Annotated in this window: 12 protein-coding genes; 9 read left to right on the top strand and 3 right to left on the bottom strand. The window is 68.7% G+C overall.

Annotated features, from left to right (window positions below):
- Positions 1–62: 62 nt before the first annotated feature.
- From KF910_RS07535 to KF910_RS07520, 4 genes are all read left to right on the top strand, one after another.
- Positions 63–1,154, top strand: a complete 1,092-nt coding sequence (locus KF910_RS07535) for an IPTL-CTERM sorting domain-containing protein (protein ID WP_292260082.1) — start codon at positions 63–65, stop codon at positions 1,152–1,154.
- Between the two features lie 78 nt (positions 1,155–1,232).
- Positions 1,233–1,772, top strand: a complete 540-nt coding sequence (xrtH, locus tag KF910_RS07530; RefSeq protein ID WP_292260079.1) for an exosortase H — start codon at positions 1,233–1,235, stop codon at positions 1,770–1,772.
- Positions 1,769–2,446, top strand: a complete 678-nt coding sequence (locus KF910_RS07525; protein ID WP_292260077.1) for an exosortase H-associated membrane protein — start codon at positions 1,769–1,771, stop codon at positions 2,444–2,446. Before xrtH ends, KF910_RS07525 begins: the two co-directional genes overlap by 4 nt.
- Positions 2,443–3,267, top strand: a complete 825-nt coding sequence (locus KF910_RS07520) for a sulfite exporter TauE/SafE family protein (protein ID WP_292260074.1) — start codon at positions 2,443–2,445, stop codon at positions 3,265–3,267. The genes KF910_RS07525 and KF910_RS07520 overlap by 4 nt, the downstream gene beginning before the upstream one ends.
- Position 3,268: 1 nt before the next feature.
- Here KF910_RS07520 and KF910_RS07515 read toward each other — a convergent pair whose 3' ends face one another.
- The 3 genes from KF910_RS07515 to KF910_RS07505 all read right to left on the bottom strand — a co-directional run bounded on the left by KF910_RS07515 (position 3,269) and on the right by KF910_RS07505 (position 6,288).
- The gene (locus KF910_RS07515; protein ID WP_292260071.1) at positions 3,269–3,787 is read right to left on the bottom strand and encodes a TIGR02281 family clan AA aspartic protease; all 519 of its coding nucleotides are present in this window, start codon (positions 3,785–3,787) and stop codon (positions 3,269–3,271) included.
- A gap of 519 nt (positions 3,788–4,306) precedes the next feature.
- Positions 4,307–5,638: an ATP-binding protein gene (locus tag KF910_RS07510; RefSeq protein ID WP_035308677.1), complete on the bottom strand. Its 1,332-nt coding sequence runs from the start codon at positions 5,636–5,638 to the stop codon at positions 4,307–4,309.
- Positions 5,635–6,288, bottom strand: a complete 654-nt coding sequence (locus KF910_RS07505; protein WP_035308676.1) for a response regulator transcription factor — start codon at positions 6,286–6,288, stop codon at positions 5,635–5,637. The genes KF910_RS07510 and KF910_RS07505 overlap by 4 nt, the downstream gene beginning before the upstream one ends.
- 17 nt (positions 6,289–6,305) lie before the next feature.
- Between KF910_RS07505 and dsbD the strand changes: the two genes are divergently transcribed.
- From dsbD to KF910_RS07480, 5 genes are read left to right on the top strand one after another with little or no spacing between them, the layout of a single operon-like run.
- Entirely contained in the window at positions 6,306–8,249 is a 1,944-nt protein-coding gene (gene dsbD, locus KF910_RS07500) for a protein-disulfide reductase DsbD (protein ID WP_292260068.1), read from the top strand.
- Positions 8,246–9,040, top strand: a complete 795-nt coding sequence (locus KF910_RS07495; protein ID WP_035308673.1) for a TlpA disulfide reductase family protein — start codon at positions 8,246–8,248, stop codon at positions 9,038–9,040. Before dsbD ends, KF910_RS07495 begins: the two co-directional genes overlap by 4 nt.
- A 23-nt stretch (positions 9,041–9,063) precedes the next feature.
- Positions 9,064–9,738, top strand: coding sequence for a DsbA family protein (locus KF910_RS07490; RefSeq protein ID WP_035308672.1), 675 nt, complete (start codon positions 9,064–9,066; stop codon positions 9,736–9,738).
- 8 nt (positions 9,739–9,746) lie between these two features.
- Positions 9,747–11,174 carry a bifunctional metallophosphatase/5'-nucleotidase gene (locus KF910_RS07485; RefSeq protein ID WP_035308671.1) on the top strand — a complete coding sequence of 476 codons (1,428 nt, stop codon included), beginning with the start codon at positions 9,747–9,749 and terminating at the stop codon, positions 11,172–11,174.
- 11 nt (positions 11,175–11,185) lie between these two features.
- Positions 11,186–11,803, top strand: coding sequence for an SAM-dependent methyltransferase (locus KF910_RS07480; RefSeq protein ID WP_035308670.1), 618 nt, complete (start codon positions 11,186–11,188; stop codon positions 11,801–11,803).
- Positions 11,804–11,814 lie beyond the last annotated feature (11 nt).

Raw genomic sequence — 11,814 nt, 5'->3', positions numbered from 1 at the left:
CACAGACATCGCCTTGCAGAGTCCCTGCTGATAGCCGGTCGGGGACCACGAGGGGGCGCGTCATGGAAAACCATCGACCAGGGATCGCGTCGGCGACGTCGGCGAGGCTTGTCGGCCTGGCGGTCGCGATCCTGCTGTGCGCCACGCCCGCCTGGGCGCAGAACGCCTATATCACCAATCGAGCCTCGCATAATGTCTCGGTCATCAACACCGCCACCGGCGCGCCGATCGCGACCATCGCCGTGGGCCAGGCGCCGTTCGGCGTTGCGGTGTCGCCGAGCGGCGATCGCGCCTATGTCGCCAACAGCCAGTCCAACAGCGTCTCGATCATCGACACCGCCGCCAATACGGTGACCGCGACCGTGGGCGTCGGGTCCGGCCCGGCGGGGGTGGCGGTGTCGCCCAGCGGCGATCGCGTCTATGTCGCCAACGCCGATGCCGACAGCGTATCGGTGATCGACACCGCCTCCGATACGGTCATCGCCACCATAGGCGTGGGCGATCTGCCGCAAGCTCTCGTCGTGTCGCCGGCCGGCGACTACGTCTATGTCGCGGATTTCTGGTCCCATACGGTGTCGGTGATCGATGTCGCCAGCGGCCTCCGGATCGCGGCCATTGCGGTGCCCCTAGGCCCCATGGCCTTGGCCCTGTCGCCCGACGGAAGCCGCCTCTATGTCGCAAGCACCGATTCCAGCCTGTTGTCGGTCATCGACACGGCCACCCGGACGGTGATTGACACCGGCTTCGTCGGCAATCGCCCGCGCGGCCTGGCGATTTCGTCGGACGGCGCGCGCCTCTATGTGGCGAACAGCCAGGACTCTACGGTTGCGGTCGTCGATGCGGCCACACTTGCCGTGACCGCGACTGTAACGGTGGGCCTTTATCCCTGGGGCGTGTCCCTGACGCCGAGCGGAACGCGCCTCTATGCGGCCAACTACGGTTCGAACACCGTGTCCATTATCGACACGGGCGCCAATACGGTGACGGACACGGTGAACACAGGGGCGTCTCCTGCCGCCCTGGGCCAGTTCATAGTCGCCGCGCCGCCTGCGCCGGCAGTCGTGCCGACCCTGTCGGAGTGGGCGATGATCCTGTTCGGCCTGATGCTGGCGGGTGGGGCGGCCCTGCGGCTGCACCGGCGGCGCACGGCCTGATCGGCCGCGCCTTGCGCCGACATCGATGTGCGGGCACAGGATCGTAGGCCTGCGTGGACGGGCCTGCGGGGGAAGACGATGAAACGACTGCTGGCCAATCCGGGCGTCCGCTATCTGCTGACGTTCGGCATCGTGGCCCTGGCCCTGTTCAGCGTCCTGGCGACGCCCTGGGCGGACAAGGGGTTCACCCAGCCCTTCACCCGCTGGCTGGTCGATCTGTCGGCCGGGCTGGTCCGGCCATTCGATCCGCGCGTCCTGGCCCAGGGTGACATCCTGAGGTTCAGCGACGGGCGCGGAGCGGTCCAGGTCCTGGCCGGCTGCAATGCGGTGGAGGTGTGCGCCCTTCTGGTCGCGGCCATCCTGGCCTTCCCCGGCCGGCTGCGCGACGGGCTGGTCGGGGCGGCGGCGGGGGTCGTGGCCCTGCAGGTGGTCAACCTGGGCCGGATCGTCAGCCTGCTGTATCTGTCGCGCGGGTCCGAACATCTGTTCGAATTCTTCCACGCCTATGTCTGGGACGCGATGATCGGTCTGGAGGGGCTGCTGGTCTTCTTCTTCTGGACCCGCTGGCAGGAGCGCCAGGGCCGCAAGGCCGCGGCCCGCGCGGAGGAAGGGTCATGAGCGGCTGGCGCGACATGCTGCGGGCGCGCACCAACGAGGAGGCGGCGCGCCGCCGCTTCGGCCTGTGGGCCCTGTGCGCCCTGGTGGTCCTGCTGCCGCTGTGGTGGTGGGTCGGGGCCGATCTGGCGGCGGCGGTTCTGCGGCCGATCACCGGCCTGTTCGTGCGCCTGTTCGGCCTGACCGGAGAGATCCGCACCGCCTCGGACGGCGGCTGGCTGATGGGAACCCGCCTGCCGACCGCCTCGGGCGAACCCTATTTCCAGCCCCTCAGTCATGAGATGATCCGGCGCATGCTGCTGACGGCGCCGCTGCTGGCGGCCTTCCTGATCGCGCCGCCGCGCACGGTGCGGCCATGGCGCGCCCTGGGCGTCGGGGTGCTGGTGACGGCGGGGCTGTTCCTGGTCTCGGCGACGGCGGTGACCTGGGGCGAGATCGCGCCCATGCTGAACCCCGCCCTGGCGCCGGAGCCCGGCGCGGCGGCGAGCCTGGTCGGCCAGCCGCTGAACCCCGTCGCCGCCCAGGTCGCTCTTCTGGGCCGCTACCTGGGCCTGTCGGTCGGTCCCCTGGCGGCGGCGATCACCACCTGGGCGGTGCTGAATCCGGCGGGCCGCGAAGCCCTGTTGGGCGGTCTGGACGAGACGCCGGCCGGGGGCGCGCCGGACGCCGGGGCGTGAACGGCCTGAGCCCCGCGGACCTGGCCCTGCTGCTGGCGGCCCTGGCGGGGGCGGGGATCTTCGCCGGACTGGTCGCCGGCCTGTTCGGCGTCGGCGGCGGCACGGTGATCGTGCCGGTGCTGTTCTACGCCTTCGGCGTGTTGAAGGTCGGCGGCGCCAGCGACCTGCATGTGGCCGTGGGCAGTTCGCTCCTGACCATCGTTGTCACCTCGTGGCGGTCGCTGGCGGCGCATCGTCGGCATGGGGCGGTGGACGAGGCTGTGCTGAAGACCTGGACCCCCTGGGTCGGCCTGGGCGCCGTGATCGGGGCGGCGGCGGCGGGCCTGGCGTCGATGCAGGGACTGGGCGTCATCTACGCCCTGTGCCTGACGCTGGTCGCGGCCCAGATGGGTCTTTGGCCGGCCGACCGCGCCCCGTGGCGCGACCTGCCCCACGGCTGGGGGCGGCGTCTGACCGGCGCTCTGATCGGCGCCCTGTCGGCCCTGATGGGGGTCGGCGGCGGCAGTTTCGGCGGCATGCTGATGAGCCTGTGCGGACGGCCGATCCATCAGGCGGTGGCCACGGCCTCGGGCTTCGGCATGGCCATCGGCCTGGCGGCCACGGCGGGCTTCGTCGTCTTCGGCTGGGACGCGCCGGGGCGGCCGCCCCTGTCCCTGGGTTATGTCAACCTGCCGGCGGCCCTGCTGATGGGGGCGATGACCGCCCTGACCGCGCCCCTGGGCGCGCGGCTGGCGCACCGGCTGGACCGGCGGGTGCTGAAACGGGCCTTCGCCGCCTATCTGGCCCTGACGGCGGCGGCGGTGGCCATCCGGGCGCTTTAGATCAGGGCCGCAGGGTCAGGGCCGAGGGCGTGGCCTCGAATCCCGACAGCCGGCCCAGATAGCTCATGCCCAGAAGCGAATGCGGCAGGCCGTCCTTCAGCACCAGGGCCTCGACCTCGCGCACCTCGGCGCCGGCGACGGTCACCGAGGCCAGGCGCACGGCGGCGGCCGGGGCGGGGCCCGAGGCGGTGCGGACCACCTGGACGAAGTCGGCCTCGTTCGGCGTGACCCCCAGGCGGCGGGCGTCGTCCAGGGTCAGGGCCACGACGCTGGCGCCGGTGTCGATCATCACCGGCACGGCCCGGCCGTCGATGCGGGCGTCGGCCCAGAAATGGCCGTCGGCGCCCTTCAGCACCTGGGCCGGTTCGCCGCGCGCGGGCGACGGCGGCGCGGCGAAGACGGGGGTCGCGGCCTGGGCCTGGTCGGCCCCGGTGACGCGGTTCATCCAGAAGGCGACGCTGAGCGAGGCGGCCAGGGCCAGGCCGACGACGGCGACGGAGGAAACGGCGGAACGGAACATGGATGGCGCGGTCGATACCAGCGGACGCCTTTTGCGCCCGGTTCCGTTGTAAACCGGCCGGTCTTGGGATGCGGTGAACCGATGTGGTTGACGACCGGTCAACGCCGCCCGGGCCGATCAGGGCTCCAGTTCGATGTCCCAGTAGAGGATATTCGATGCCGCGAACTCTCGTTCTATCCTATTGATAAAGCTGATTTTTCTAAGACCTTAGGAAATCTCAGCGACGATTGGTCACCATATGGTCACCAGAAGAGGGGAAGAGCCAGCAATCTGGATCAATACCCACTTCCTGAAATCCCATAGCAGAAACCCGGTCGGAAATCTCCCGACCAGCGGCCGCTGAGCCGCCGAAAGCCCTAGCCCAACTTAGTGAGCCAGCAGTGGGGTGCGTGCGGGCTATCCTCGCTGTGCGACCAGCAGCCGTTTGCATCAGCAGACGCTGGAGGTGAGAACATCTAATGTCCGCCTCCGATCCGCGATCGGCCCCGAGCTCACCCTTTCGGCGTGCCGAGATCGTTGTTAGTCGGTCAGCGTGCTAGGCTTATGCATCGACCCCGAAGCCTCAATAGCAACTATCACCTCGACACGGAGACCGCCTCCTGGTGAGCGCAAGAACTGCACCTGTCCCCCATGGGCCTTCACTGTGGCGAGGACGATAGAGAGGCCCAGACCGCTCCCTCCGGAAGGTGCATTGGCCGCACGGAAGAAGCGCCTACCCAGCCGATGCAGATCCGAGAAGGCCACGCCCGGGCCGTCGTCCTCGACGATTAAACGCCCGGAAGTCGGGTCGTAACTGATCACGACTGAGGATGCCGCATGCGCCTGCGCGTTGGCGAGGAGATTGGCAGCCGCTGCCTCGAAGCGATCTGGATCCACGTTAAGCAGCGCGTCACCTTCAACGATCGACACCCGATCATCGCCTTCCGCTCCTGCAAACAGCGACCGAAGCGTCACCCAGCGGCGATCTTCGTCGCTAACCGGCATCTCGTCCTCGCGCGCCAAGACGAGAAGACCTGTGACGAGGCGGGCAGTGCGATCGACAGAGGTCTGGATCTGCTCCAGCGCGCGTCTTCGAACGGCCGTATCCGAAGACGACGCCGCAATCTGCGCCTGGACGCGCAGGCCTGCCAGAGGCGTACGCAATTCGTGCGCGGCAGCGGCCGTGAACTCGGCCTCGCGACGTCGCGCTGCGCCAAGGCGTGACATCAAGTCGTTCAGCGCCAGGGCGAAGGGACGGAGTTCGCGGGCGTCCGGCGATACGTCCAACGCCGTCAGATCTTCCGCATCCCGTACCGCAAGGCTGCGGGTCATTTGTCGAATAGGGGTCAGCCCCCGCCCTACCGACCACCAGATCAATACGCCAAGCACCAGCAGACCAAGGACCGCCGGACCGATCAAAGCGGTGACGACATTGCCGACCAGGTGCTCGCGAACGGCCAGATTGTCCCCGACCATGACCCTGAAACCGGCATCACGATCATGCACCGTGTAGACGCGCCAGCGCTCGCCCCGGATCGTGCGTTCTGAAAAACCGTCGCCCCCTTCCGACAACCGCTCCGCAGGCGCGCTTTGGGACCGACCAATCAGATCGCCTTCCAGCGACCAGATCTGGCAGGAGAGCTGACGGTCGTAGACATCGGCGGCCCCGCTTTCCGGAGCCTGCATCGCCGGGCGCACGCTGCCGGCCTGCATCAGGGACGAGACCATGCGGGCCGACTCCATCAGGCGCCGGTCCAGCACCCGTTGCACCTCGGCCCGGGTCTGGATCTCGACCCAGACGACCGCGCCGCCCCAGACGAGGGCGGTCACGAGCGCGAGGGTGGCGAACAGACGCAGGCGGATCGAGCTCATTGCAGGGTGTATCCTACGCCGCGGACGGTGCGGATGAAGCCGGCTCCCAACTTGGCCCGGAGATAGTGGATGTGCACTTCCACCGCGTTAGAGCCGATCTCCTCCTGCCAACCGTACAGGCGTTCTTCTAGCTGACTGCGCGAGAGGACCTGTGCAGGCCGTTCCATCAGGGCCTCCAGGATGGCGAACTCACGTCTCGAAAGGGGCAGGTCCCCCTCTTCACGCCAAGCCAGACGCGACTGGGGATCAAGGGTCACCCCGCCGTGGCGCAAGGCGGGCGCCGAGCGCCCAAGCAGGCGACGCCGCACCGCGCGCAGTCGCGCCGCCAGTTCGTCGAGATCGAAAGGCTTGCCGACATAGTCGTCCGCGCCGGCGTCCAGACCCACAATGCGGTCCCGACTGTCATCGCGCGCCGACAAGACCACCACGCCGACATCCATGTCGCGCTCGCGAACGAAACGCAGCACCGAAAGGCCGTCGCCATCAGGAAGACCCAAATCCAGCACGACCGCATCGAACGCCGAGCTTTCCAGCGCCGCGAGGGCGTCCTCGACCCGCCCGACGACTTCGACCGTCCAGCCGCAGGCGCTGAGCCCGACCTGGAGGCCGTCGGCGAGAACGGGATCATCTTCTATGGCGAGCAGTCTCATGCGGCGTGAGGTGGAAGTTGCGGCTTAAGCCTGACTTAAGCTCGTTTGCCGACGAGATGGCCATGAGGTTTTTCCGCCGACTGTTGCCCGCCGCTCTCGCGATCCTGTCCTTCACCCTTCCGGGTTCGGCATTGGGTCAGGCTCCGCTATCGCCTGACAAGGCCTTCTCCCTGACGGTGACGCGTGAGGCTGACGGCGACCTGGCCTTCGCCTGGGACATTGCGCCTGGCCATTATCTCTATCGTGACCACACCGTCGCCAGCACGCCGGGCGGGAAAGCATCGCTGCCTCTGGAGCTTGCGACCGGCGAAACCAAGGACGATCCGGGCTTTGGCGTCGTCGACGTCTGGCATGACGAGGGTCGCGCGACCCTATCGGCGCAGACCCTGACGCAGGTTGGCGGCCCGACGTCGGTCAACATCACCTACCAGGGGTGCCTCGAGGACTCGATCTGCTACCCGCCGATGACGCGGACAGTGGACGTGCCGACCCGGCCGCAGTCCGAGGTTGCCGCTCGGGAGGCCGATGCGCAGACCGCTCAGGCCGCCGCTCTGCTGGCGATCCAGGCGCCGGGCGCTGCACCCACACCCGCACTCGCGAGTGATGAGGGCGCGTTGGCGCCTCCGCCGGTCGCGCCATCGCCGGCGGTCATCCCGGACCCCAGCCCGGGCTTCGTCGATCGCTTGGCGCTGCAGGGCGGGGCCACCTGGGTCCTGCTCGCCTTCTTCGGTTTCGGCGTGCTTCTGGCCTTCACGCCCTGCGTCTTTCCCATGTACCCGATCCTGGCCGGCGTCATCGGACGCGGCGTGGACGGGCGCGGTACGCGCCGAGGCCTGATGCTCTCGGTCGCCTATGTGCTGGGCCTTTCCGTCGCCTTCGCCCTGCTGGGCGTCGCGGCCGCCTGGTCCGGACAGAACCTGCAGATGGCGCTCCAGTCGGTTTGGGCGATCGGCGCTCTGGTTGTCGTCTTCGTCGTTCTCGCCGCGTCCATGTTCGGCGGCTTCGAGTTGCAACTGCCCTCGGCCTGGACCAGCCGCCTGTCCCGCGACAGCGGTGACGGACGGCGGTCCCTGCCCTCAGCCGCAGGTCTGGGCTTCGTCTCCGCCCTCATCGTGGGCCCTTGCGTCACCGCGCCCTTGGCGGGTGCCCTGCTCTATATCGCACAGACCGGCGACGTTGGGCTGGGCGCGGCGGCCCTGTTCTTCCTGGGCCTGGGCAAGGGGGTGCCCTTGATCGTGTTCGGCACGGTCGGCGCGCGCTTCCTGCCCAAGGCTGGGCCGTGGATGGACCGGGTGAAGATGCTGTTCGGCTTCATCTTCCTGGGCATGGCCTGGTGGCTGGCCGGCCGCATCCTGCCGCCGAGCGCGACGCTGGCTTTCGGCGCGGCGCTGGCGCTCGGTCTGGCGGCGGCTCTCGGCCTGTTCCAGCCGCTGAGCCCGAATCTGAGAAACGGCGTCGCACGTGTCGCTGGCCTGGCGGCCGCGACCTGGGGCCTGTTGCTGCTGGTCGGCCTCAGTCTCGGGGCGGACGACCCGTGGCGTCCGCTTGAGCCCCTGGCGCGGCCCGCTGGAATCTCAGCCGCCGCGCCGGTCGAAACCGCAGCGGTCGTGCTGGATCAGACGGCGCTCGACCGCGCCGTCGCCGATGCCGCCGCGCGCGAACGTCCCGCCCTGGTCTATTTCACCGCCGACTGGTGCGTCAGCTGCAAGGTGATCGAGCGGACGGTGTTCGAGGACCCCGCGGTCATCGCCGGCCTTTCGAACACCGACCTCATCAAGGTCGACGTCACGCGCAGCACGCCCGAGGCGCGCGCGCTTCTTGAGCGGCACGGAGTGATCGGACCGCCGACGATGATCTTCCTGTCGCCCTCGGCGACCGAAGCGCCGGGCAGCCGACTGATCGGAGAGATGTCGGCCCAAGACGTCGCCTCCGCCCTGCAGAGCGCCGGAGCCGCCGCATGAACGCCATCACCCTGGGCCCGCTCGTCCTGTCGGGCGAGCGGTTCGCCATCATCGCCGGCGTGTTCGTCTTCATGATCGGCGTCGGGCTGTTGGCCAGCCGGGTCAGCCCGCGCTTCAACCTGTGGAGCACGGTCCTAGTCTTCGGCGGTCTGGCGGTCGCCCGCCTCGGTCACGTGGCGACGCACTGGGAGTATTTCGGGGCTGACCCGTGGCGGGCGCTCGCGGTCTGGCAGGGCGGATTCAGTTGGATCTGGGTCGCGCCGGTCGTGATCCTGGCCACCATTCTGCTGCTGCGCACGACGCGCGAACGCGCCTGGGCCATTGCGCCTGTGCTGGCCAGCGCCTTGGTTTGGACCACCGCCCATCAGTTGGCCTCGGCGACGCAGCCCATGGCGCCGCCCGCCCTGACGCTGGCCGCGATGGACGCACCGGCGATCGACCTTTCGGCGCCGATCGATCGGCCTACGGTGATCAATCTCTGGGCCACCTGGTGCCCGCCCTGCCGGCGCGAGATGCCGGCTTTGGCCCAGGCCGAAAAAGCCCATCCGAATGTGCGCTTCCTCTTCGTCAACCAGGGCGAGGGCGAAGCCGGCGTTCGGGCCTTTCTGCAGAGCCAGGGGCTGGCCCTCGACCATGTGCTGTTCGACGAGGCCATGGCGCTGCCCCGCCACTACGGTACGGCCGGCATTCCGGTGACCCTGTTCCTCCACGCCGACGGCCGTCTGGCCAAGGCCCACATGGGGGAAATCGCCCCCGAACAGATCGCGACCGAAATCGCGCGTCTGCACTGACCCCCTCGCCTCACGGAGCTTCCATGAACCGCACCTTCGCCCCTGCCTTCGCCGCCGTCCTGGCGCTCGCCGCCTGCGGCCCGGCCGACGCCGACAACGGCGCGGCGCCCGCCAGCCCTTCCGCCGCCTCCGGACAAGACATGCCGCCCATCGCCCAGGTCGGCTTCAATGACCTGCTGCGCGATCCCGCAGCGCCCTTCATCGGCGCCGAGAACGCCGATGTGACCATCATCGGCTTCGTCGATTACAACTGCCCCTACTGCAAGAAGATGCAGCCTGAGATCGACGGCCTGCTGAAGGCGGACACCAAGGTGCGCGTCCTGTACAAGGATTGGCCGATCTTCGGCGACGTCTCGGAGACCGCCGCCCGGACCGCCCTCGCCGCCGCCTATCAGGGCAAGTACGAGGCCGTCCATAACGCCTTCATGCTGTCGCCGTCGCGCATCGGCGACCAGGCGGACATCACCCGTCTGGTCCAGTCGGCCGGCGTGGACATGGCGCGCCTGAATCAGGACCTGGCCGAACACCGCGCAGACATCGACGCGGTGCTGGACCGAAATGGTCGAGAAGCGGCGGCCCTGGCCCTGCAGGGCACGCCCGCCTTTATCATCAACGGCAATCTGATCCCCGGCGGCATGCCCCAGGCGCAACTCGAAGCGGTGATCGGTCGTATCCGCTCCGGACAACCGCTGCGCTGAAGCCGACCATGACCACCCTGACCCTGCTCCAGCTGAACGACCTCCACGGCTATCTCGAGCCGCATCCCGAACTGGTGCGCACCGAAGGCGGCTGGCGGTTCGAACGGCTGGGCGGGGTCGCCCGCATCGCGCGCCTCTTCGAAGAGGCGCGCGCCGAAGGTGCATGCCTGACCCTGGACAACGGCGACACCTTCCATGGCACGCGGGTCGCCGTCGCCAGCCGGGGCGAGGCGCTGGTTCCGATCATGAACGCCCTGAAGATCGACGCCATGACGGCGCACTGGGAGTTCGCCTATGGCCCGGCGGGGTTCAAGGCGTTGGCGGCGGGACTGGATTATCCCGTCCTGGCCGCCAATGTCTTCCGCAAGGATGACGGCGCGCCGGAGTTCGACGGGCGGTGGGTGTTCGAGCGCGGCGGTCTGAGGATCGGCGTGATCGGCCTGGCCTGCCCCATCATCGACAAGACGATGCCCCCCGCCTTCTCTGAAGGCGTGCGGTTTGAAATGGGTGTGGCCGAAGCCCGCGAGCAGCTGCACCAGCTCCGCGAGGAAAAGGTCGATCTGGTCGTCCTGCTGTCGCACCTGGGCTTTCCGCAGGATCTGAAGCTGGCCGCCGAAACGCCGGGCATCGACGTGATCCTGAGCGGTCATACCCATAACCGCCTGCACGAACCGGCCCGCGTCGGCGACACCCTGATCATCCAGTCCGGCTGCCACGGCGCCTATATCGGCCGGCTGGATCTGGAGATTGCAGAGGGCCGCGTGTGCCTGCGGCGCCATCGGCTCATAGCCGTGGACGCTGGCCCCGAAGACGATCAAGTCGCCGGCTTGGTGGAGATGGCCCTGGCGCCCGAGCGCGAGCGTCTGGCGCGCATCGTCGGCCGCACCGCCATCCCCCTTCACCGCTACGCCATGGCCAGCGCGCCGATGGACGACGTCCTGCTGGCGGCGGCGGCGCAGGCGGCGGGCGTGGACATCGCCTTCTCCAACGGCTGGCGCTACGGCGCGCCCGTCGCGCCGGGTCCGGTCACTCTGGGCGACCTCTACAATATGGCGCCGATGAATCCGCCGATCTCACGCACGACGCTGACCGGGGCCGAGTTGCAAGCGATGCTGGAAGAAAATCTGGAGCGCACCTTCGCCGCCGACCCGTATGAGCAGATGGGCGGCTACATCAAACGTTGCCGGGGTCTCACGGCCTTCGTGAAGCTTGAGAATCCCAAGGGGCAGCGCCTCGACCGCCTGCTGGTCGGAGACCGCCCTGTCGAGCCGGAGGCGGACTATCTGGTGGCCTTCGTCACCGCCCAAGGGGTGCCCGAACATTACGGGCGAGACCGCCGGACGCTCGACATCGACACTGTGGGCGCGCTTGAATCCTGGTTCGCCGACCATACGCCTGGCGAGACCGATCTGCCCGTCAGCGTCCTCATCATCTGAAGGAACACCTTATGGACTCCGTCGCCGCCCGCGACTTCTGGAACAGCCGCTATGACCGCCAGGACTATCTGTTCGGCGAGACGCCCAACGCCTTCCTGGCCGCTCAGATCGCGCGGCTCCAGCCCGGCATGACCGCTCTGGCGGTCGCCGACGGCGAGGGCCGAAACGGCGTGTGGCTCGCCGAACAGGGCCTGGCCGTCACCACCACGGATATCGCCCCGCGCGCGGTCGAGAAGGCCCTCGCCCTGGCCGAGCGACGTGGCGTCACACTGGACGCCCAGGTGGCGGACTTCGAGACCTGGGGCTGGCCGCAGGGTGCGTTCGACGTCGTGGTCGCCGTCTTCATTCAGTTCGCCCCGCCTCCCCAGCGCGACCGACTTTTCGAGCGTATGAAGGCGGCCGTGAAGCCTGGCGGCCTGGTCCTGTTGCAGGGCTATCGGCCGGAACAGATCGCCTATGGCACCGGCGGTCCGGGGCAGGTCGAGAACCTCTACACCGAGGCGCTGCTCCGCGACGCCTTCGCCGACTTCGACATCCTGCATCTGAAAAGCCACGACAGCGACGTCTCCGAAGGCGCCGGCCACAGCGGCCGGTCCGCCCTGATCGATCTCATCGCCCGCCGTCCCTGACCCCCAGCGCC

This window comes from Brevundimonas sp. (assembly GCF_019636155.1).
Classification (GTDB): Bacteria; Pseudomonadota; Alphaproteobacteria; order Caulobacterales; family Caulobacteraceae; genus Brevundimonas.
The sequence above is the reverse complement of the archived record's forward strand: the minus strand, read 5'-3'. Positions and strand labels throughout refer to the sequence as shown.